The following is a 22,472-nucleotide window of genomic DNA, read 5'->3' on the forward strand; positions in this document are numbered from 1 at the left end:
CTACCCCCATTAATAAATGAGAGTAAATCAGGTTTTGCCTACCGAATATCGGTAGTAACAATCCATCACATTTTAATTTAATATTTTTATATCAACACAATATACCTTAACAATTAATCGTGTCGTTTCTTTCTTATCCGTTCAATATGGATCACTAAAAACATACGCTCTTCATCCGTTAACTCGCGCTGATATTTATTCAGTAAAAACTGACTTATTTTTTCTGCACAGCACCAAGAAAGCGGATAATTTTCTTTGATAACAATATGCATAGAAATATCATCATTAGGCACTGTGTCTCGACTCATCATTCTGTGGGTAAAAAACTTCAAATGCGTAACAAATCTTTGGTAATCTAAAGTATCTTCTTGATATTCAATATTAAAATGATACTTAACAATATTCATGACTTCATGCATGATAGTCATGGTTTCCATCACAGCTGGCATATCACCCGTTAATTGCGCATTAACAAAGTGAAGAGCGATAAATCCCGCTTCATCAACCGGTAATGTTACTTGTAACTCTTGTTCAATCAGCTTTAATCCTTCTAATCCAAGTCGATACTCTTTAGGATATAAACGCTGAATTTCCCACATCATAGTATTTGAAATAGCCAAGCCTTTTTTCTGTCTTTCAATAGCATAATTGCAGTGATCTGTTAACGCGATATAAATATTTTCATTAAGCTCTCCTAATTGGCAGCGAGCAACAGAAATAATACTATCGCAGACTTTCATGACAGAAATTGGAATGTGGCTTAATAACTCACTTAACCGAGAAATAAGTTCGTTGCTACGTAACTCAAATATTTTCTCAATTTTATCTTGTTCAACGTCTTCATTTACTTTCTTTTGAAACGCCAATCCCCTTCCCATAACAACGAGCTCTTGGTTATTTTCACTTAAGGCAATGACCACATTGTTATTTAATATTTTTGCGATCTTCATTTTATTTCCCCAAAAATGAAAAAACCCGATAGTCCCATGACAATTCATGGTCTTATCAGGTTTTGCCTACCAATATCATTGGCAGTAACAATCCAGTAAACTCGCTTTTACTGTAAACAAATCCGAACCGTTATTCAAATCACAAATTTTAAAAGTGTGAGTTTCACATCATTTTTATGCCTCAAAAAGTTTTTTTCATTAGATTTATTTCTCAATTAAACCATTTTATTTATTATTGATTAATTTATTCATTTTTTAATTTTATTTCTTATCTATAAGAGTAAAAATTTTAATCTAACACCACATTCAATCTATTATTTATAAATAATAAAATATGTCCAATTTATTATTATCATATGAACTTGATCACACTTATTAATACTAATCATAAATAGTGTATTTTTTTATTATATTTGGTGCTAACGTTATCGATGTTGGATTGTTACTGTTAAAAACAGGCGAAACCTACGTAAGATAAATAGAACAAGCATAATGCCATTTATGTCTTGTCTCATTTCTCTAGCGTAGGTTTTTTTTTGCTTATTAAAAAGACCATTCTATGGGGATTATTATGAAAAAATGGCTTATAGCATTAATTTTAGCAATAAGTACAACAACCAGTTTTGCTGCAGAAACAGCTATGGATGTTAAAGAAGATGACGGTATCACTATCTATTTTGCTCGTCATGGCAAAACGTTGCTAAATACTTTTGATAGAGTTCAAGGTTGGGTAGATTCGCCATTAACAGAAGATGGTATTCGTGTTGCTCGTTATTTAGGTGAGGGTTTAAAAGGGATCCCTTTTGATAATTTTTATTCTAGCGACGCTGGACGTCAACGTGAAACAATGAGCGTAATATTAAAACAAGCGGGTATCGAGAATTATAAATTAAATGAACTTAATGGATTACGCGAAGCTTTCTTTGGTGGATTTGAAGGCGGATATAATAAAGATATGGCGGATGCAGGTGCAAAACAATTAGGCCTTAAAGATGGCGCGGCTTTATTTGCTCAAATGAAAGCTGGCACCATCACTGCAGAGAAAAACCAAAACGCGTTAGCCGCAGCTGATCCTAAAAAAATGACAGAGAATTATCAGCAAGTAAAGGAACGGACTCAAGCTGCACTTCAGACCATTGTTAAAAATGCCCAAGAACGTGGTGATAAAAATATTCTGGCAATTTCATCGGGCATTGCAATGCAAATTATGATCTCTGATTTAACTAATGATATTGCAAAAAATAAACCACTCTCTAATGCCGCTATTGTTAAAATTATTTATAAAGATGGCCAATATACTGTAACTGAAATTGGCACATTAAAATATGTCGAGTTAGGAAAACAGTCTTTAGATAAAAAATAAAATTAATATCTAATCATTCAATGTAGTTATTAAATATAGTTATTCAATATGGTTATTCAGGCGAAATATTTTCGCTTGAGTAACTACGCCTATACCTCGGGGAATATTATGAAAATAAAGATGATAAGTATCATCATACTTTTATTAATTAATCCAATAAAAGCATTAGCTGAAACAGCAGAAAATAATATCAAAGAAACTACTTTTATTAATAATGTATTTGAAGATCCTTTATTTAGCCAATCTACTATGTCGCTATCATTAAAAAATTATTGGAAATACTTAAAAGAAGAGGATACAGGTAAAACCCGTGTCCATAATGCATGGGGACAAGGCGTTGGGCTTGATTTTAAATCTGGTTATTTCGCTGATATTATCGGCTTTGACGTTGCTTATTACGGGGCGGTTAAATTGGGTGCGAGTGATTATTTTAATTCTCGTGGCGTTTTGTATAATCGCGGTGAAGGGAATAATAAAAACAATGCCGAAGGTTACTCTAAATTTGGTCAACGTAATATAAAATTACAATATCAACTTGCTGATATTAATTTTAGTACCCGTTGGGGTTGGCAGACAATAAAAAATTTTGGTGTAATTTCTAATTCAACACGTTTATCACCAACTACTTATTCAGGTTGGACTGGAGCGATCAATTATGGTGCACTAACATTACGAGGTGCTTATATTGAAAACTCCATGGATCGTAATTCACCTGATAAAAAACAATTTCAAACCAATAGTGGCAAATATATTAATCATATCGCTAGTGGTGATTTATTGTGGAAAAGTAACAATCTAAATATACAATATGGATATGGTGAAAGCGATAATTACCTACGCCGAAATATCTTATTTTTAAATATAAAGCCTATAAAAGAGCTAAATATAGGTACACAAATTTATGCAACTCAGGCCTTAGATAAATATAAAATAATGCCTGCGAATAAACGTGACTTTGATAATAATGCTTGGCATTTTGCCATAGATGGTAAATGGCAGGCGGATAATTGGAGCACTAAATGGGGATTAGGTTATACCAATGCAGATAAATCCAATGAAGTGGGTTTTTATCCTCGAGCAATGAGTAAAAACTCACGAGGTACGTTTACTTCAATGGCGTTTGCTGGAAATGATTATATGCGTGATGGTGAAATTGTACTTTCAACGATGACTGATTATAACCTAACTCCTGAGCTAGCCATTGGGATTGCAAGTAATATTGCTCAATTTAACTATCGAGGTAATCATATTCGCACAGGTGAAATTAATACATTCAGCCGTTGGGTTCCGACTAATTCAAAACTCAAAAATCTCACTGTTTGGGCAATGTTTGGGCCTGGTTGGTCTTATCAAATGAAAGGTAAAACCCCTGTTCTAACTGAGGGTAAATATCATCACGCCAATACGCTCTCGTCAGAAGTTATCATCGAATATAAATTTAATTTATTTTAATTATTATGTCTCATCATTTTGGTGAGACATATTCCCTCTTCCCTATCGCATATTTAACGCTTAATCACGATAGCATTATAAAAAAACACCTTTTATCATTCAGGTTATTAATCCTTTGTGTGATTTTTCTTCAGTTTCTCTTTCACATCGCCCAAATGATTCACAATATGACTTAAATTTACGTTTTCACGTTAAAAAAAGCTTGTCTAAACACTTTTGTTAACGATAATGATTATCATAATGATAACGCTTATTACTCTTAGTGTATTATGAATAAAAAAGCTAATAATTTGGAGAGTTCTTTAATCAGACAGAACTCTCATTCTTCAATAATTCAATCTATTAATAGCGTTGAATTATTAGGCAAAGATGGCGTGGTTTACATTCAACATAACGGAGAGTTGTATCAACTACGTCAAACAAAAGCAGGAAAACTGATCCTGACTAAATAATCTTTTTTGACAATAACGTGCAAGCCACCTATCGACTCAGCTAGGCAGCCAGCTAAATAACTCCATATACAAGGACTTTTTATGGATATTTATGGTATGTGTATGCTGAAAAAACATTTCAAATATTCAGGTATAGCAACAGCACTTTGTCTGTTGTATTCCCCTATTGCCTCTGCACATCTTGAAAATATAGGAACGGACGCTCTTACTGTTATTGGCTATAACGACGATCGATCCTCAGATTTTCACTCTGTTATTGATGCTTCTTCAGCTAAAACACAAACCGCTTCAACTGCGGGAGAAATATTAAAAGATGTTGCTGGTGTAACGTTATCAGGAACAGGTATCACGAATGGCGCAAATATTCTGATGCGAGGATACGATCAAAAAGGCGTCAAGATCCTCGTTGATGGTATTTATCAACCACTAGAAAACACCATAAATAATTTAGGTGGTGTCTTTCTTGATCCTGCTTTAATTAAACGTGTTGATGTAAAACACGGCTCTGCATCCACTTTGCATGGTGCTGGTGCTATGGGGGGAGTTGTCGCGTTTAATACTCTTGATCCTCAATCTATATTAAGTACGGATAAAAAATTAGGCGCAAAACTATTTAGCTCAGTTTCATCAGCAGATCGCCATTTTTCTTATGGTGGCATTATTGCAGCAAGACACGATATTGCAGAAGGCTTATTTGCGTATAGCCAACGTCAACGTGGTCCTATTCGTCTTGCTAATGGTGATAAATTAGAAAATCACGAGCATATTAAAAATTTCTTTGCAAAAGCCTATTTTTATCCAACTGAAAATCAAACGCTTATTATTTCAGCTCGCCATTATGATAATTCAGGTGAACAACGAGAAGTTTTGCATCGAATGGGTGGATTTGGCAAGAATGAAAGTAACCAGATGCAGCGCGATACTCAGCAAAAAAATTATGCGCTCACTCACCACTATGCTTCTGATACAAACTCATGGTTAGATTTAACCACTTATCTTTACTATTCACAGTTTGATATTAACCAAACTTTTTTAACGGATACTAAATTAACAACGTCAGATTTAAAAAAAAATATCCAAGGTAAAATAGGTAAATACGAAGCACGTACACAATCAACTTACGGGCTTAAATTTGAAGATAATGCCAGTATCAATTGGTTTGACACATTCAATCAATCTGTGATTATTGGTACAGAAGCTTATCAGCAGAAAATGCAATCAAATGAAGAAGCAAAAAACTTTCCTTTAGCGAAAATGAATTATATCGCAGGTTGGTTGCAAAGTTCTCTCAGTACACCATCACTCCCTCTCACACTCACAACGGGTATACGTTATCACTATTACAAAAATATACCTGGTGAAGGACTTGATCCTTTCTTCAGTAAATTTTCGGCTAAAACATTACAAGCAGAAAAACATACATCGAGTTATCGAGGAACAACTGAAAATATCACGTTAGCATTCACACCAACACGTTGGTTACAACTTTATTCTACCTATTCAACTGCGTTTCGCGCGCCAACTTTAAATGAAATGTTTAATGATTCATTCCATTTTAAAGCGGGTTTTTTTAATGCGCATTGGGTGCCTAATCCAAACTTAAAACCTGAAAGAAATAGCACTTGGGAATATGGCGCTGATTTCTCATTTAAACAGCTTTTATCACAACAAGATAAACTCATTTTAAAAGCAGCTTATTTTGATACTAAATCAAAGGATTACATTACTTATGGTCCTTGGCATTCAAGTTCATTTGCGGGTAAATTAAATCTCCAAGCATTTAATATTCCCGAAGCAATGATTGAAGGTATTGATCTTAGTCTGCGTTATTCACACCCATTAATTTCTCTAGGTTTAAGTTATAACCGTACTCATACCCTTGAGTTAACCACACATGAAACCATTTCGCCTGTTCGCCCTGAAATACTGACGACCTTTATTCAACTTCCTGTTACTAAAACCCCATTCTCATTAGGGTGGTCAGGAAAATTCGCTAGTGCTACTGCCAATAAAGGTACACATCGAGGACAAGCGCCTCATGTAAAAGGCAAAACCACAAATCGAATGCAAGAACTTATTACCCAATATCCGGGCTATGGTATTCACGATTTTTCAATTAGTTATCAATCTCAAAACAATAAAGATATTCAAGCCGCGTTAGTGCTCGCCAATGCGTTTAATCGAGAATATTTCTCAGCATTAGGTGTGCCACAAGAAGGTCGAAATATCAAAATGTCCATCAGTTATCGCTGGTAGATGAGGAGCAATAATCTACATAACAAAGGGCTGTATTTAACAGCCCATTAAATAACGGAGATCCATCTACATGTCTCAGTCATCCCTATTGATTAAATTCAGTTTGCTGGCAATTGCAGTTTCTTCTGCTTGTGTATCTGCACAAGAGAAGACGCAAACTAATGAGAAGAAAAAAACAGAAGTGCTTACAGTTTATGCGACGGGTAATGAGCGTGATAGCTTTACATTACCGATGATGTCAACAGTTATAAAAAATAACAATGCGTTGTCAGAAACAGCAGGAAGTGCTTCTGAATTACTTCGCCATGTGCCTGGCATTTCAATTTCAGGCGCAGGTCGTACTAATGGTGAAACCATCAGTATGCGTGGATACAGTAAAAATGGAATACTGACACTTGTAGATGGCGTTCGCCAAGGAACAGACACCGGTCATATCGACAGTATTTTTGTTGATCCTCTGCTTATAAAACAAGTTGAAGTTATTCGTGGTCCTTCTGCTCTTTTATACGGTAGCGGTGCCCTTGGCGGTGTTATCGCTTACGATACGGTTGATGCAAGCGATCTACTTTCAAAAAACGAACAAGGCGGCGTACGTGTTACAGGTCTTGGTAATACAGCACAACATAGCCAAGGTCTTGGTGTAACAGCTTTTGGCCGACATGATAACCTTGATGGACTCGTTGCATTATCAGCCCGTGATAAAGGTGATACTCGTTACGGTGGGGGTTATCGCGCTCAAAATGACGAAACCATTATTAATCTCCTTTCTAAAGGACGCTGGTTAATTGATGATAGCAACACATTAAGTGGGCAATTCCGCTATTACCATAACAATACAAATCAACCTAAAAATCCTCAAGTTGCCAGTGACCCAACATCTGCAAACGTAGAAACTGATCGCACCACGACACAAAAAGATGTTCAGTTAACCTATCAATTTGATCCTTCAGATTCACAATGGATTAATTTGAAAACACAGGCTTATTACAGTGAAGTTGATATCAATGCCAAAACGATACAAAAAGGATTTGAAGGTCGAGAGCAAAAAACCTATGGCGTAAAACTGGAAAACCGCTCACAAGTGGGTACGTACAGCTTTGCATCACATGGCTTTACTTATGGTGGCGAGGTTTATAAACAAAAACAATCACCAAGCCAAAATGCAGAAAGCTTCCCACAAGCCGATATCCGTTTTATGTCCGGTTGGGTACAAGATGAAGTCACTTTACGTGATTTACCTGTCTTCCTAATTTTAGGAACACGTTTTGACAAATATAAGAGCCAAAACGATCGTTATGATGATATTACCGCAGACAAATGGTCATCAAAAGGTGCAATAAGTATTACACCTACCGACTGGTCAATGCTTTATACCTCTTACTCACAAGCATTTAGAGCACCAACTTTAGGTGAGATGTATAACGATGCGAAACATTTTGATGCACCTTTCCCTGGAGCACCAACAAACTATTGGCGCCCAAATCCTAATTTAAAGCCTGAAACCAATTCAACCACTGAATATGGATTCGGTTTTCAATTCGACGACTTATTATCTAATAATGATAATCTGAAAATTAAAGCTGCCCATTTCAATACTCGCGCAAAAGATTATATTGATGCAGATGTTGCTATTTTTCAGGGATATACACAGTCAACAAATATTCCAAGAGCAACTATCTGGGGATGGGATGTTTCGATGAGCTATCAATCAAAATTCTTTAATTGGGATTTAGCTTATAACCATACCAAAGGAAAAGATAATGCGACAAATGCCTCAATTACCTCAATTGAGCCAGATACATTAACCAGTCGCTTTGATGTTCCTGTACCAAGTACCGATTTTTCTGTGGGTTGGGTCGGTCAATTTACCAAAAAAACGGACTTTACCAAACATGACCGTTTTAATCGCCCAACCAATCGCCAACAAGCAGGTTATGGCGTTAATGATTTCTACCTTCGTTATGAAGGTAATGCCTCATTAAAAGGATTAACAACCTCATTTGTACTGAGTAACGCATTTGATAAAACTTATTACTCTTCTGCAGGTATTCCTCAAGAAGGTCGAAATGCAAAAGTACTTGTAAGTTATCAGTGGTAATTAACAATAAAATCAACGATATAATAGGAGTTTCTGTGAATAAACCTCTTTATGAGAGCTACCTGCAAGCTAAAGCGGACAAAAAAGCTTCATATGCACGAGATCTCGCTACTTACTTAAATGTCAGTGAAGCCGAACTCACTCATGCCCGTGTAGGACACGATGCAAAGCGTCTACGCAATGATGTACAAGAATTATTAAAAGCATTGAGTAAAGTAGGTGAAGTCAAAGCGATTACTCGTAATGATATTGCCGTTCATGAACACCTTGGTGAATACACAAATGCCCGTTTTAACGATCACGCAGGGTTAATCTTAAATCCGCGTGCAATGGATTTACGCTTTTTCTTCGCTTATTGGTCAAGTATTTTTGCACTTACCGAAGAAACATCAAAAGGAACGCGTTATAGCATTCAATTCTTTGATATGCATGGTGATGCATTACATAAAGTCTATGCAACAGATAACACGAATATGGATGAATGGAATGCACTTATTCAAGCATTTTTATCTGAAGAAAACCCCGTTCTAGATATCACTCCTGTTGAACCATACTCAAACACGCCTGTTAGTAATGAATTAGCGGAACAACTTGAACAACAATGGCGTTCAATGACTGACGTTCACCAATTCTTCAAATTACTAAAAGAAAATAACTTAAGTCGTCAACAAGCATTCAAAGCGGTTCCTGATGACCTTGCTTATCAAGTTGATAACAACGCGCTGAAAACCTTATTAGAGCTCGCTAAAGAAGCGCAAAACGAGATCATGATATTTGTCGGTAGCCGTGGCTGTGTACAAATTTTTACAGGCCAAATTGATCGTCTAGTACCGCATCAATTTGAAAATAGTGAGCAAGTTTGGATCAACGTTTTCAATCCTGCTTTTACACTTCATTTAATTGAAAGTGAAATTGCAGAGAGTTGGGTAACACGTAAACCAACTCAAGATGGGTTTGTTACCAGCCTTGAAATCTTTGATAACAAGGGACAGCAAATTGCTCAACTCTACGGACAACGCACTGAAGGTACTGCTGAGCAACTACAATGGCGTGAACAAGTGAATACCCTCACTAAAATCGCCTAATCGGAGAATGATTTAATGAAAAAATGGCTTCTTTTGATCCTGTGTAGCGTCATGTCGTTCATTAGCTCTGCCAATGAACGTATCGTAACCATTGGTGGTGATATCACAGAGATTGTTTTCGCATTAGGTGCAGGCGAGCAGATTATTGCAAGAGACAGCACCAGTTTAGTTCCTGAACAAGTGAAAACACTTCCTGATGTGGGTTATATGCGAATGCTAAACCCAGAAGGAATTTTATCTGTCAAACCAACGTTGATCATTACCAGTGAACTCGCTCGCCCTTCTTTAGCATTACGTCGTATTAAAGAGGCTGGAGTTGCTGTTAAAACGATTACAGGTACACATTCATTAGAAGCCATTAATGAAAAAATAGACACCATTGCGACGGTTTTAAATAAAGAACAAGAAGGCAATCAACTAAAAGAGAAACTCGCCCTCTCTATTAAGCAAATTTCAACCACTCCTATCAATAAGAAAGTCATTTATATCATGAGTCATGGTGGTGTTGTTCCAATGGCTGCGGGTCAAAATACAGCTGCGGATACCATTATTTCACTGGTCGGCGGTAAAAACGCCATGCAAGGGTTTACAAGCTATCGCCCACTTTCTCAAGAAGGTGTTATTGCAAGCCAACCTGATATTTTGCTAGTAACCAAAGAAGGTATTAAAGGTATTGGCGGAATTGAAAAACTATGGGAGTTACCTGGCATAAAATACACACCAGCGGGTAAAAACAAGCATTATGTTGTTGTTGATGACATGGGATTATTAGGCTTTACCCTTTCAACACCAGAAGTCATGCATCAAATTCGTCAAGCGTTGGAGCAATAATGTCTCGTTTTCGTTCACCGTGGATGAGTATTTTAGTTTTACTCTTTTTACTCACTACGGTTACATTAATTTCTGTGAATAGCGGTGCATTAGCCCTTTCGTTTCATACATTATGGAATAGCTCTTTTGATGATATGGAATGGCAAATTTGGCTAGATATCCGTCTACCTCGCGTATTATTAGCCATTCTTGTTGGAGGAGCTTTAGCAATATCGGGCACAATAATGCAGGGATTATTTAGAAACTCATTAGCTGATCCTGGTTTACTTGGTATTAGTAGCGGTGCAGCACTAATGGTTGCCATTGTGATTATTCTACCGTTCTCTTTTTCGCCAGCCTTTGCATTTTACAGTCATATTGTTGCCGCCTTTATTGGCGGTTTAATTGTGGCAATGATTATCTTCTCATTGCATCAATTAAGTGATGGTAATTTAGCGCGGTTATTGCTTGCCGGTATTGCTATCAATGCGCTATGTATGTCTTTTATTGGTGTATTAAGTTACATCAGTACCGACCAACAGTTACGTCAATTCTCACTTTGGATGATGGGTTCATTAAGCCAGATTGACTGGAAAACTTTATCTATTGCAACCATTGTGATCATTTCTGTCAGCATTTTGGCATGTTGGCAAAGCCATAAATTAAACCTATTACAACTTGGTGATGAAGAAGCGCATTACTTAGGGCTAAATGTGAGAAGAACCAAGTTTATTTTGTTACTTCTTAGCGCTATTTTAATTGGCTGTGCTGTCGCACTGAGTGGTGTTATTGGATTTATTGGACTTGTTGTTCCGCACCTTATTCGTATGCGCATTGGGAGTAATCATGTATGGCTATTACCTGCCACTATTTTAGGTGGTGCGACACTATTACTCGCTGCTGACACATTATCACGAACATTGGTATCTCCAGCAGAAATCCCTGTGGGGCTCATTACAGGATTAATTGGTGGTCCTTATTTCCTTTGGCTGATCTTACGACAACCCGCAGGAAGAATGTCATGATTGAAAAACAAAACACGCCATTACTTTATGGAAATAATTTAACTTACCGAATCGGCAATAAGACCATTATTGATGATGTGTCGCTTTCGTTTAATGCTGGGGAATTAGTTACCATTATTGGCCCTAATGGCGCAGGAAAATCATCGCTATTACGCTTATTAACAGGCTATACAACACCAACACAAGGTCAATGTTATTTTAAACAAAAAAACTATTCACAATGGAATAGCCAGCAATTAGCGCAAAACCGTGCTGTTATGCGACAAAATAGTCAGCTTTCATTTTCATTTTCAGTCGAAGAAGTGGTTGCTATGGGAAGAACACCTCATGGGCAGCAACATAAAAAAATGGCAATTGAAACCGCACTACTCCAAACAGACTGTTTAAAATTTAAAGATAGAGACTATCGTCAATTATCGGGAGGAGAACAACAGCGAGTACAACTTGCTAGAGTGTTAGCGCAATTATGGCACCCTACACCACAAGAAGCCGTATTGTTCCTTGATGAACCAACCTCCGCACTTGATCTTTACCACCAGCAACACAGCTTACGTTTATTAAAAAAATTGGCAAAAACACAAAATCTTATGGTGTGTTGTGTTTTGCATGATCTTAATTTAGCGTCTCTTTATGCTGATAGAATTTTATTACTGCATCAAGGAAAGTTAGTTTGTGAAGGTACACCACACAGCGTACTCACAACAGAAAATATACAAAAATGGTATGGCGCAGATGTGAGTGTTAACACTCATCCAGAACATTTATATCCTCAAGTTTTTCTACGCCCCTAAAAAGAGCACTACCTGAATTTTTATTACCAAGCCACCTTTTAGCATTACTTTCTAATAGGTGGCTTAGTTAATTTATTATCAATAAACTTATCAATTGAAAATAAAATGGTGAAGGTAATATCACATTAATTGATTAATAAATCTTATTTTAATTTTTCGATACTCAGTCAAATAAATTGAATTTCAAATACACCTTAATCAATGATTAGCTTGCGTTTCACACCAAAAAGCATAACAGAGCGACAAATAAAAGGTATAACAGAACTATTAAGTTAAAAAAATAAATCAATAAATTCAACAAAGTAAAAGTCATACAAAATATCATTTTTAATCAGAAATATTCAGTAAACTGAACTTTACTTAAACTACATAAGTCACACCTATCGTTGTGATAATGATTATCAATCACGAAAAGCACTTTTTGCCTACCTGTTATTTTCCCCATGCTTAAAATAGGTTATAAATAACATACGTTACTATTCTATTTACTTGGGCACTGTGTCCCCACCATTTTTGTGGGAGGTTTTATGGCTGAAAATGTCGTTAATGATATTCTGAAATGGTTAGAAACCCAGTTACAACGTAACGAAGGTATAAAAATCGATACGATTGCAAATAAAAGTGGCTACTCTAAGTGGCACTTGCAACGCATTTTTAAAGATTTTAAAGGCTGCACATTAGGCGAATATGTTCGTAAACGTCGCTTATTAGAAGCTGCTAAATCATTACAAGAAAAAGATATGTCTATTTTAGATATCGCTTTAATGTATGGTTTTAGCTCTCAAGCAACATTTACACGTATCTTTAAAAAGCATTTCAATACTACACCCGCTAAATTTAGAGAAAATGGCAAAATGCCAGACACTCATTGCTTTATGTCATGTGAAAATCACTAATCAATTTCACATCACATTATTCTTCATGAAAAAACCAGCTTTTTAGCTGGTTTTTATGCTTATTGTTTATCGTTTTCTAACGTTGATAAAAATTACGCTATCGCTGTCACAAGCCATTCTTGAAGCTCGTTAAGCTCTATTTTATTATTAGGATATCGCTGAATGAGTTGCTCAATAAGCGCTTTTAGAGACTCAGGTGTGTAACGTTGCCCTACCAACATCTCTGATAATGCTTCTAATGGCGCAGGATCTAAACTGTCTGTATATATTTGACTTCTAATAACGTTGCCACGCTCAATATCAAAATGCAGCTCAACGCCCCCCCATTTAAAACGATTATCTAAAAGATGTGAAAATGCAGGTGCTTGTCCAAAATTCCATTCCCAACTACTTTGTTTAGTGAAAGTTTCTTCAAAACCGGGTAAATCAGGTAATTTTTGCGGTGAAATAATCTCTGCTTCTACTCGTTCACCATAGTATTCAAAAAAGCTTTCAGTGATAGTTTCACAAAGTTTTTCATGGGTAATATTAGGTTTAAGCTCGATCAAATTAGCCACTCGAGAGCGAACAGAAGTGATACCTTTAGCTTGAAGTTTTTTCGGATCTGGATTGAGGTAATTAGCTAGTCTAGATAAGTTAGCATTTATTAATAATGTACCATGATGAAAACCACGATCTTTAGTCTCTTTATAGGCTGATCCAGAAACCTTTCTTTCACCATCATCTTGAGGAACCACCAAATCGTTACGTCCTGATGCCGTAGCATTAATGCCTGCTTTTAACAATCCATCAAGAATAATTTGAGTTGAAATTGTTTTATTATATTCTGGCTTTCCTGCCATAAAGGTAAAACAGGTATTGCCAAGATCATGGAAAACAGACCCACCACCACTTGAACGGCGAGCTAATTTCACACCATCTTCATCCATTTTACGGGTATTACACTCTTTCCATGGATTCTGTGCTCGACCAATAACTACCGTATTATCGTTACGCCAAAGAAAAAGTACTCGTTGATCAGCGGGCATTTGTCTAAAAATACACTCTTCAACAGCAAGGTTAAACCAAGGATCATAAGACTCGGAAATTAACAGACGCAATTTGCCTGACATAAGGAATACCTATATGAAGAAAATAAGGTATAAGATACCATAACTCTCAATATATTAGGCTGTTAAATGGCACGAAACTACAATCGGCGAGCCTGCCAAAATGTCTTTTTCCAATAGACATTATCAAGGGATGAACGAGTTACCCCTTTGCTAGTTGATGCATGAATAAATGTATTATCAGTATCATAAATACCGACATGAAGCCCATTTTCACCACCGCCCGTTTTGAAGAAAACCAAATCACCAGGCATTAAATCACTTTTACTGATTTGTGTACCATATTTGGTTTGATCAATGGTCATTCGAGGAAGTTTTATATCAAAACGATCACTGTAAGTTTTATACACGAAGCCTGAACAATCAATACCAGAAGGCGTCATTCCACCATAGCTGTAAGGCGTACCATACCATTGCTCAAGTTGCGATTTTAATTGCACTATCACCATGATGGGATCGGAAAGTTGTGTTTTTAAGGGAGGCGCTGGTGGAATACGCTTAGACGGACTAGATGAACACCCAGCCAGCAGAATAATACAGAGTAAGAAAGGATAAAAAACGGACTTTCTCATTGCATCCACCATTGTTATTACCATAGATTTTAAAATCTATCTGCTTTTTTAAGCAAAAACAAGTTATTGAAGATGAATGAGTGATGATTGGTAGAATAAATCGCACAATTAACAACAGGGATCAGAAAATAAATTCTGCAATCATTAAGTTAATGTGATTGTGCTTCTTTCGTTTTTTGGCTTATTAACCACACTCCGACCATGATAAATGCTACACCCGCTGTTTTTGTCCATGATGGTGTTTCTTGAAACCAAGGCAATATCACTGCAAGAATATAAACAAACACATAACTCAAGCTGATCAGCGGATAGGCTTTATTTAAAGGAATGGTACGTAAAGTGAATAGCCAGCAAACCATAGAAAGAACATAACCGACAAGGCCAGCAAACACGATAGCGAGTGGCGTTACATTGGCCCACAACCATGAAAAATCAACCCACTGTTTTTCTAGCTGTAAAGCTGGTAATTCAGACATACCAAACTTTAGCAACAATTGAGCCGCCGTCACTAATAATGCGCTTCCAATTGCCCATAGATAGCCTTTCATGCTTGTATACTCATCAATATAATACCAATCATAATTGACGCGATACCAATCCAATGTTTTACATTAACGGGCTCTTTATAAACAAACTGGCCAATTAATGTCACCACAATAAAGTTAATACTTAACATAGGATAAGCAATACTAAGAGGCAGAATTTGTAATAATCGTAACCAAAACAACATCCCCAAACCAAGCATTGCGATGGCAATAAAAAGCCAGAAAATCGTTTTTCTGGCTTTTGTTAATGAGTCACTTTGCCAGCTAACCACCGCTTGCTTTTGACAAACTTGCCCTATGCAGGTCAAAAAGCTCACGATCAGCAATAAAACAAATGACATTAATTACGCTTCTCATAAGTTAAAATAGCAACTCGATGGTTTGTCACCAGCTCTTCAGGTCTTGGTAATTGTGCTAGTTTCTTAGGATCTTTAAAGGTAATAACAACTGAAACATTCCCTTCTTTTCTTGCTTCTTCTAACCACTGAGCAAAATTATCAGGCTTAATTAATTTATGCTGAGAATCAGGGTACTCTTCAACACCGTAAGTTAATTCGCCTGTTCTTTCATAAAGGTAAATATCGCTACGCTGTAATTCCCACGCTAATCCCGCGCCGATACCAACACTATTGCTCACAATGTATTTGCTTGCGTTTAATGTCTCTATATTTTGGCGAATAAATTCTTGAGGTAACTTTCCATCTACGCTGCTATTTGGTATTGCCTGACCGATACATAAGCTAACGCCTAGCGAACAAGACGCCGCCCATAACCAGTGTTTTCCATTAAGTGTAGAGCAAAGATAACCAATAATGCCCCATAATGAAAATGCCACTATAGCTAATACCCATTTAGACCATTCATATGGCATATATATAGGTTTTGAAGAAGCGAGTTGGATAATTAAAATAGCGATAACAACAGCAACACCAATAAAGATATTGATATAACCATTTATACGCAGCGCTTTCATTCTAAATTTGCGTGCACAATCTACGCCATATTTCGCCATTAGCATTGCTAGCGGCGCCATAAACGGCAGCATATACGTCGGTAGCTTACCTTTCGCAATACTAAAAAATAAGAATGGAACGACAAACCAGCATAATAAGAAAAATAATTCAGGACGCTTACGTCTTTTCTTCCATGCGCTAGTTAATGCTCCAGGCAATAGACCAAGCCACGGTATAACGCCGAGTAATACAACAGGAATGTAGTACCAAAATGGAGAACTATGTTGAGCATCTTCACCCGAAAAACGCTGAATATGTTCAACCCAGAAGAAGTAGTGCCAATAATCTGGCTCTGCCTTAGCAATAGCCAATGCCCACGGCAAACTAATTAATGCTGCACTAAATACGGCAAGTAAGCCATAGAGCAACATTTGCGTAAATTGTTTTTGATACAGCGTGATAGGTATCATAACAATGACCGGAATAGCTAACGCTAAAAATCCTTTGGTCATAAATGCCATACCACATGCAAGCCCTAATGTTATCCACGCCAATATTCGTGTTTTTACTGTGGTAGCTTTAAGCGCCCAAAAACAGCAAACCATACTTGCGGTAACCCAAAGTGCCAACATAGGATCTAATACACTGTAAGTACCTACGCTAAACACTAAGAACATGGATAAATAGATTAAACTAGAAACAAAGGCAACTTGGCGGTTACGCCACATCATTCTTGCCAATAAATAGACAAGTAATGTGCTTAAGAGAATAGAAATAACTGAGCCAAAACGTACAGCAAAATTGGTGTGGCCAAAAATTAATTGGCTAACATTATTGATCCAATAACCTGCTACGGGCTTCTCAAAATAGCGAATATCGAGCATATGAGGAACAATCCAGTTCCCGCTCACCACCATTTCACGGCTAATTTCCGCATAACGGGTTTCATCTGGTTGCCATAATAATCGGCTGTTCAATGGAAATAAGTAGGTAAGAACAAAAAAAAGAGCCAAGAGGATGGCCCCGATTTTACTCGCCCGGTTATTCAACATAGTTTCGTTAGACCTCTTGTTGGCACCCTAACCAGCCTTCTCGACCTGGAAAGTCAGATCGAACAACTTTACCCATCGGAAGCGTTTCTTTATCTAGTGGTAATAAATCGCTTAACGGACAGAATTCGATGCCTTCATTTGCAATCATTGCCAGTAACTGCTCAAATTGAGCGGCTTTTGACATTCCTTCAACTTCGGTATGGATAGTATAAACAGGTATTCCACTGTCTTTTTTGATTTCATCAATAATAAATTGATTAAAATCTTCATCCTTTACCTTTGTACCAACAACTTCATCATAAGTTGGTAATGTTACTGGAATTTGCACCGTACCGATAGAACCATTTTCTAAAATGGGCCTAAAAGGATGCGTTCCTCGACAATCGCTATTGTAATCGAATTGAAAAGTTTCTTTCACTGTTAATACGCGTTCATCTGCTCGCCATCCAGCAACTGCCGAACATTTTACAGGGTTTTCAAGTGCTTTTTCCAGTGCTTCAACACCTAAACGAACTTGTTGCATTAATTCTTCTGTTGACCAGCGCCCGACTTTTGCTTGCCAGCCTTGATGATCCCATGAATGCAATCCAACTTCATGTCCCGCATCTTGGGTTTCTTTCATCAAATAACCTAAATTTTTAGCAATTTTTTTACCCGGCCATGCTGTTCCTGCTAATAAAATATCTAAGCCGTACAGTGATGCAGCATTAGATCTCAGCATTTTCCATAAAAATTTAGGCTTTAAAAGGCGCCATAAATGGCGCCCCATATTATCTGGACCTACACTAAAGAAGAAGCTGGCATGAATGTTATGTCTGGCAAATACATCCAGCAGTTGTGGAATACCTTGTTTCGTTCCTTGATAAGTATCCACATCAACTCTCAAACCAACTTTCTTCATTATTTATTCCTATTTAGTGCCTAATTCTTCAACTGCGCCACGTAAGAAGAAATCTAATGTTTCTTCTACTGTTTGGCGAGTTTCAATACTTGGTTTCCAATCCAATAAACGCTCTGCGTTTTTAATGCTTGGCTTACGGTGTTCAACATCTTGGTAGCCTTTACCATAGTAACTGCTACTTTCAATTTTCTTGAAGCCTGCAAATGGAGGGAAGTGACCACGTAACTCATGTTTTTCAAAGCAATCTAACAGCATTTCTGCTAATTCGCGAATACTTGCTTCGTTAGTTGGATTACCGATATTGATAATTTGGCCGTCACATTTGTTATCACGGTTTTCAATAATACGGAATAAAGCTTCAATACCGTCATTAATATCAGTGAAACAACGTTTTTGCTCACCACCATCAACCAATTTAATTGGAGAACCTTCAACCAAGTTCAGAATTAATTGTGTGATTGCACGAGAGCTACCAATACGTGCTGAATTTAAGTTATCTAAACGAGGTCCCATCCAGTTAAATGGACGGAATAACGTAAATTTAAGACCTTCTTTGGCACCATAAGCCCAAATAACTCGGTCTAATAACTGTTTAGATACAGAGTAAATCCAACGTTGTTTATTAATTGGACCAACAATCAGACGTGAATTATCTTCGTCAAACTCTTTATCATCACACATACCATAAACTTCTGATGTGGATGGGAAAATAATACGCTTATTATATTTAACACAATAACGTACAATTTTTAAGTTTTCTTCAAAGTCTAATTCAAATACACGTAATGGATTACGGGTATATTCAATTGGTGTTGCAATAGCCACTAATGGCAGAATAACGTCACATTTTTTAATGTGGTATTCAATCCATTCTGTATGAATGCTCACATCACCTTCAATAAAGTGGAAACGTGGATTACCAATAAAGCGCTCAATTGCAGAAGAACCGATATCCATACCATAAATATCATAGTTATCATCTTTCAATAGACGCTCTGTTAAATGGTTACCAATAAAGCCATTCACACCTAAAATCAGAACACGTTTACGACGTTTTACTTGTGCCGTTGCTTTGGGTCCAACACGAACATCAGTCACAATGCCCATTTCTGCCGCTAAACGACTTCCTTGAACATAAAGACCATTTTCACTTTGGCCAGTAACAACTTCGATTGCACCTTTCGCACACGCAATCACTAAAGGTTCTGTTGAAATGACAGTACCAGGACGTTTGCCTTGATTATCAGCAATAGCGCGTGAACGCCAGATAATCATTTTGCGTTCACCTAAGAAAGTGAATGCACCTGGGTATGGTTCTGTAACAGCACGTACTAAGTTGTGGACTGTTTTTGCATCTGCATTCCAGTCGATTAAACCATCATCAGCGCAACGACGGCCAAAATAAGTTGCTTGGCTTTCATCTTGTGCAGTTGTTGAATAATCACCTGATGCAATATGTGGCAACGCTCTAGAAAGTAACTTATCAGCAGCTTCTCTTACTTTTTCATGTAAAATCAGAGAAGTATCATTATCTGCAATAGTGACTTTTTCTTGAGCAACGATATCACCTGCATCAGCTTTCGCTGTCATTTTATGCAGAGTAACACCCGTTTCTGTTTCACCGTTCACAATCGCCCAATTAATTGGTGCGCGGCCACGATATTTTGGTAATAAAGAACCGTGTAAATTAAACGCGCCTTTTGGTGCCAAATTCAGGATCTCATCACTTAACATGTGACGATAATAGAAAGAAAAAATGACATCAGGTTTCATTTCACGAATACGTTCAATCCACAATGGGTGATTGACATTTTCAGGTGCAAATACTGTCAATCCCATTTCTGCACTCACACGAGCAACAGATGAGAAGAAATGATTTTCATTAGGATCGTCAGTGTGGGTAAATACAGCCTGAATATCATAACCTGCTTTTTCAAGTGCTTTCAAACCAACACAGCCAATATCGTGATAGGCAAATACTATTGCTTTCATTAGTCTTTTTCCTGATCTTCGTTGGGTTTATTAATACCAACCACTTTTTGGATAAAATACCGAGGACGCGCTCTTACATCATTATAAATTCGGCCTATATACTCACCTAATAAGCCCATTGCAACGAACTGCGCACCGATAAACATAAATAAGATTGCAAAAAGTGTGAATACACCTTCAGCAGCCCACATTGCACCGAAAATAATACGTAAAATAATCAACAGTAAGGCTAAGACAAAGCCAGATACAGCGATCACACTGCCGACAATGCTTAATAAACGTAATGGTGCCGTGGTTAAACAAGTTAATAGGTCGTACATTAAATTAATCAGCTTTAAAAAACTGTATTTTGAATCGCCATATTCACGCTCTGCGTGAGCAACATCAATTTCAATAGTACGACGAGCGAATGTGTTCGCCAGAATTGGAATAAATGTACTTCTTTCGTGACACTGTAACATCGCTTCAACAATATGGCGACGATAAGCACGCAACATACAACCGTAGTCTCCCATAGAGCGACCCGTTGCTTTAGTGATCATTGAGTTGATCATTTTTGAAGCGGTTTTACGAAACCATGAATCTTGGCGGTTACGACGACGAGTTCCGACAACGTCATACCCTTCTTCAGCAGTCGCGACAAGTCTTGGGATCTCTTCAGGTGGATTTTGTAAATCAGCATCCAATGTGATCACTAAATCACCATCAGCCTGATTAAAACCAGCCATAATTGCGGAGTGTTGGCCGTAATTACGGTTTAAAATAATTGCAATAACGTGATTTTCTTCAATGGCAGCCGCTTCTTCTAACATCTTAGCTGAATTGTCGCTACTACCATCATCAACAAGGATCAGTTCATATTCTTGTTCTAATTGTTTACAGCTTTTAATTGTACGCTCTAAAAGCTGAGGAAGGCTCTCTTCCTCGTTATAAACGGGGATTACAACCGATACTTTCTTGATTTCATCAAATGTTGACACTTAAATATGCTCCGAAAGAATTTCATTGATCGCATCTACAACGCGAATAACATCTTCATTACTCATATCAGGAAACAGCGGCAGCGAGCATAACGTTGCAGAGTTCCATTCTGATTGAGGAAGGGATAAAGAAGGATAGCGCTCACGATAATATTTTTGGGTGTGCGCTGCGCGGAAATGAAGCCCTGTACCAATATCTTTTTGCTTCAATTTCTCCATAAAAGCATCACGATCGATACCACAGGCATTTTTATCAACTCTCACCATAAACAGGTGATTTGCATGTAAATGTGAATATTCAGGGACACTCAACATTTCTAATGGAGAATCTTTGAGTTTTTCACGATACAGTGCAACCAACTCAGCACGTTTAGCATTCATTTCATCTAAACGCCCTAATTGCACCACAGCAATCGCTGCATGAATATCAGATAAGTTGTATTTATAGCCAGGTTCAACAACTTCTGCTTGAGGTTTACGACCTTGAATTTGTCTATCAAAGGCATCTACCCCTAAACCGTGGAATTTTAAGCAACGTACTCTATTGGCTAATTCGTCATTATCAGTAACAACTAATCCGCCTTCTGCACAAGTTACATTTTTAATCGCGTGAAAAGAGAAAATAGAGGTTCCTTTTTCACCAATCCATTCATTTTTATAGCGAGTACCAATAGCATGCGCTGCATCTTCAATAAGAGGAATGCCTGCATCTTGTGCAACTTTTCTTAATGCATCAAGATCGCAAGGTGCACCCGCATAATGAACCGGAATAATTGCTTTCGTTCTAGGTGTAATTGCTTTTTTGACGTCTTCTGCACTCACCATCAAAGTATCACGGTCAACATCAATCATCACTGGCTCTGCACCAAGTAATGTGATGATGTTCATCGTCGAAACCCAAGTTTGTGATGGTGTGATAACTTCATCACCAGCGCCAATTCCCATCGCCATTAAAACAACATGCATACCCGCAGTGGCAGAGCAAATTGCGATAGCATGTTTGCTACCAAATTTTTCACAAAAATCTTGCTCTAATTGATGATTTTGAGGGCCTGTTGTAATCCAACCTGAACGCAGTACATCCTCAACGGCTTTGATTTCTTCATCGCCAATCGCAGGGCGAGAGAAAGGAAGGAAGTGACTCATAAAAATGTAGCCTAGTTAATGAATGAATAAAAAACAATTATATA

General features: G+C 37.3%; 20 protein-coding genes. 10 read left to right on the plus strand and 10 right to left on the minus strand.

What is annotated here, in order from left to right; genetic code table 11:
• Window positions 1-113 precede the first annotated feature (113 nt).
• Window positions 114-950, minus strand: a complete 837-nt coding sequence (gene licT / locus ABN212_RS06875; RefSeq protein ID WP_198619618.1) for a BglG family transcription antiterminator LicT — start codon at window positions 948-950, stop codon at window positions 114-116.
• A gap of 571 nt (window positions 951-1,521) precedes the next feature.
• Here licT and ABN212_RS06880 point away from each other — a divergent pair.
• The 10 genes from ABN212_RS06880 (at window position 1,522) to ABN212_RS06925 (ending at window position 13,178) form a co-directional block, all read left to right on the plus strand.
• A complete protein-coding gene (locus tag ABN212_RS06880; RefSeq protein ID WP_198619619.1) occupies window positions 1,522-2,313 on the plus strand; it encodes a histidine phosphatase family protein in 792 nt (263 codons plus the stop codon).
• A gap of 108 nt (window positions 2,314-2,421) precedes the next feature.
• Window positions 2,422-3,765, plus strand: coding sequence for an OprD family outer membrane porin (locus tag ABN212_RS06885; protein ID WP_198619620.1), 1,344 nt, complete (start codon window positions 2,422-2,424; stop codon window positions 3,763-3,765).
• Between the two features lie 269 nt (window positions 3,766-4,034).
• The gene (gene hemP / locus ABN212_RS06890) at window positions 4,035-4,217 is read left to right on the plus strand and encodes a hemin uptake protein HemP (protein ID WP_198619621.1); all 183 of its coding nucleotides are present in this window, start codon (window positions 4,035-4,037) and stop codon (window positions 4,215-4,217) included.
• A gap of 81 nt (window positions 4,218-4,298) precedes the next feature.
• Window positions 4,299-6,473 (plus strand): TonB-dependent receptor domain-containing protein, encoded by a 2,175-nt coding sequence (locus ABN212_RS06895; RefSeq protein ID WP_198619622.1) that lies wholly within the window; start codon window positions 4,299-4,301, stop codon window positions 6,471-6,473.
• Window positions 6,474-6,543: 70 nt separating this feature from the next.
• Complete coding sequence (locus ABN212_RS06900; RefSeq protein ID WP_349443026.1) at window positions 6,544-8,571, plus strand: TonB-dependent hemoglobin/transferrin/lactoferrin family receptor; 2,028 nt, start codon at window positions 6,544-6,546, stop codon at window positions 8,569-8,571.
• A 35-nt stretch (window positions 8,572-8,606) separates the two neighbouring features.
• A complete protein-coding gene (locus ABN212_RS06905) occupies window positions 8,607-9,656 on the plus strand; it encodes a hemin-degrading factor (RefSeq protein ID WP_349443027.1) in 1,050 nt (349 codons plus the stop codon).
• Between the two features lie 15 nt (window positions 9,657-9,671).
• The gene (locus ABN212_RS06910) at window positions 9,672-10,487 is read left to right on the plus strand and encodes a heme/hemin ABC transporter substrate-binding protein (RefSeq protein ID WP_198619625.1); all 816 of its coding nucleotides are present in this window, start codon (window positions 9,672-9,674) and stop codon (window positions 10,485-10,487) included.
• Window positions 10,487-11,491, plus strand: coding sequence for a FecCD family ABC transporter permease (locus ABN212_RS06915; protein WP_349443028.1), 1,005 nt, complete (start codon window positions 10,487-10,489; stop codon window positions 11,489-11,491). Before ABN212_RS06910 ends, ABN212_RS06915 begins: the two co-directional genes overlap by 1 nt.
• A complete protein-coding gene (locus tag ABN212_RS06920; RefSeq protein ID WP_198619627.1) occupies window positions 11,488-12,282 on the plus strand; it encodes a heme ABC transporter ATP-binding protein in 795 nt (264 codons plus the stop codon). Before ABN212_RS06915 ends, ABN212_RS06920 begins: the two co-directional genes overlap by 4 nt.
• Window positions 12,283-12,809: 527 nt before the next feature.
• On the plus strand, window positions 12,810-13,178 hold the full coding sequence (locus ABN212_RS06925) for a helix-turn-helix domain-containing protein (protein WP_069369334.1): 369 nt from the start codon (window positions 12,810-12,812) through the stop codon (window positions 13,176-13,178).
• 92 nt (window positions 13,179-13,270) lie between these two features.
• Here the strand turns inward: ABN212_RS06925 and ABN212_RS06930 are convergent, their stop codons facing one another.
• From ABN212_RS06930 to arnB, 9 genes are all read right to left on the minus strand, one after another.
• Window positions 13,271-14,290 (minus strand): lipoate--protein ligase A, encoded by a 1,020-nt coding sequence (locus tag ABN212_RS06930; protein WP_349443029.1) that lies wholly within the window; start codon window positions 14,288-14,290, stop codon window positions 13,271-13,273.
• A gap of 77 nt (window positions 14,291-14,367) precedes the next feature.
• Complete coding sequence (locus ABN212_RS06935; protein ID WP_036937364.1) at window positions 14,368-14,859, minus strand: C40 family peptidase; 492 nt, start codon at window positions 14,857-14,859, stop codon at window positions 14,368-14,370.
• 149 nt (window positions 14,860-15,008) lie between these two features.
• Entirely contained in the window at window positions 15,009-15,407 is a 399-nt protein-coding gene (gene arnF / locus ABN212_RS06940; protein WP_198619629.1) for a 4-amino-4-deoxy-L-arabinose-phosphoundecaprenol flippase subunit ArnF, read from the minus strand.
• Entirely contained in the window at window positions 15,404-15,745 is a 342-nt protein-coding gene (arnE, locus tag ABN212_RS06945; RefSeq protein ID WP_349443030.1) for a 4-amino-4-deoxy-L-arabinose-phosphoundecaprenol flippase subunit ArnE, read from the minus strand. The genes arnF and arnE overlap by 4 nt, the downstream gene beginning before the upstream one ends.
• Window positions 15,745-17,409, minus strand: a complete 1,665-nt coding sequence (arnT, locus tag ABN212_RS06950) for a lipid IV(A) 4-amino-4-deoxy-L-arabinosyltransferase (protein ID WP_160230314.1) — start codon at window positions 17,407-17,409, stop codon at window positions 15,745-15,747. The genes arnE and arnT overlap by 1 nt, the downstream gene beginning before the upstream one ends.
• Before the next feature lie 7 nt (window positions 17,410-17,416).
• Entirely contained in the window at window positions 17,417-18,310 is an 894-nt protein-coding gene (arnD, locus tag ABN212_RS06955) for a 4-deoxy-4-formamido-L-arabinose-phosphoundecaprenol deformylase (protein WP_109372449.1), read from the minus strand.
• 9 nt (window positions 18,311-18,319) lie between these two features.
• Window positions 18,320-20,302 (minus strand): bifunctional UDP-4-amino-4-deoxy-L-arabinose formyltransferase/UDP-glucuronic acid oxidase ArnA, encoded by a 1,983-nt coding sequence (arnA, locus tag ABN212_RS06960; RefSeq protein WP_198632653.1) that lies wholly within the window; start codon window positions 20,300-20,302, stop codon window positions 18,320-18,322.
• Window positions 20,302-21,282 (minus strand): undecaprenyl-phosphate 4-deoxy-4-formamido-L-arabinose transferase, encoded by a 981-nt coding sequence (arnC, locus tag ABN212_RS06965; RefSeq protein ID WP_196533292.1) that lies wholly within the window; start codon window positions 21,280-21,282, stop codon window positions 20,302-20,304. Before arnC ends, arnA begins: the two co-directional genes overlap by 1 nt.
• Complete coding sequence (gene arnB, locus ABN212_RS06970; RefSeq protein WP_109372452.1) at window positions 21,283-22,428, minus strand: UDP-4-amino-4-deoxy-L-arabinose aminotransferase; 1,146 nt, start codon at window positions 22,426-22,428, stop codon at window positions 21,283-21,285.
• Between the last annotated feature and the right edge of the window lie 44 nt (window positions 22,429-22,472).

It is taken from the genome of Proteus genomosp. 6 (assembly GCF_040139785.1).
Lineage (GTDB): Bacteria > Pseudomonadota > Gammaproteobacteria > Enterobacterales > Enterobacteriaceae > Proteus.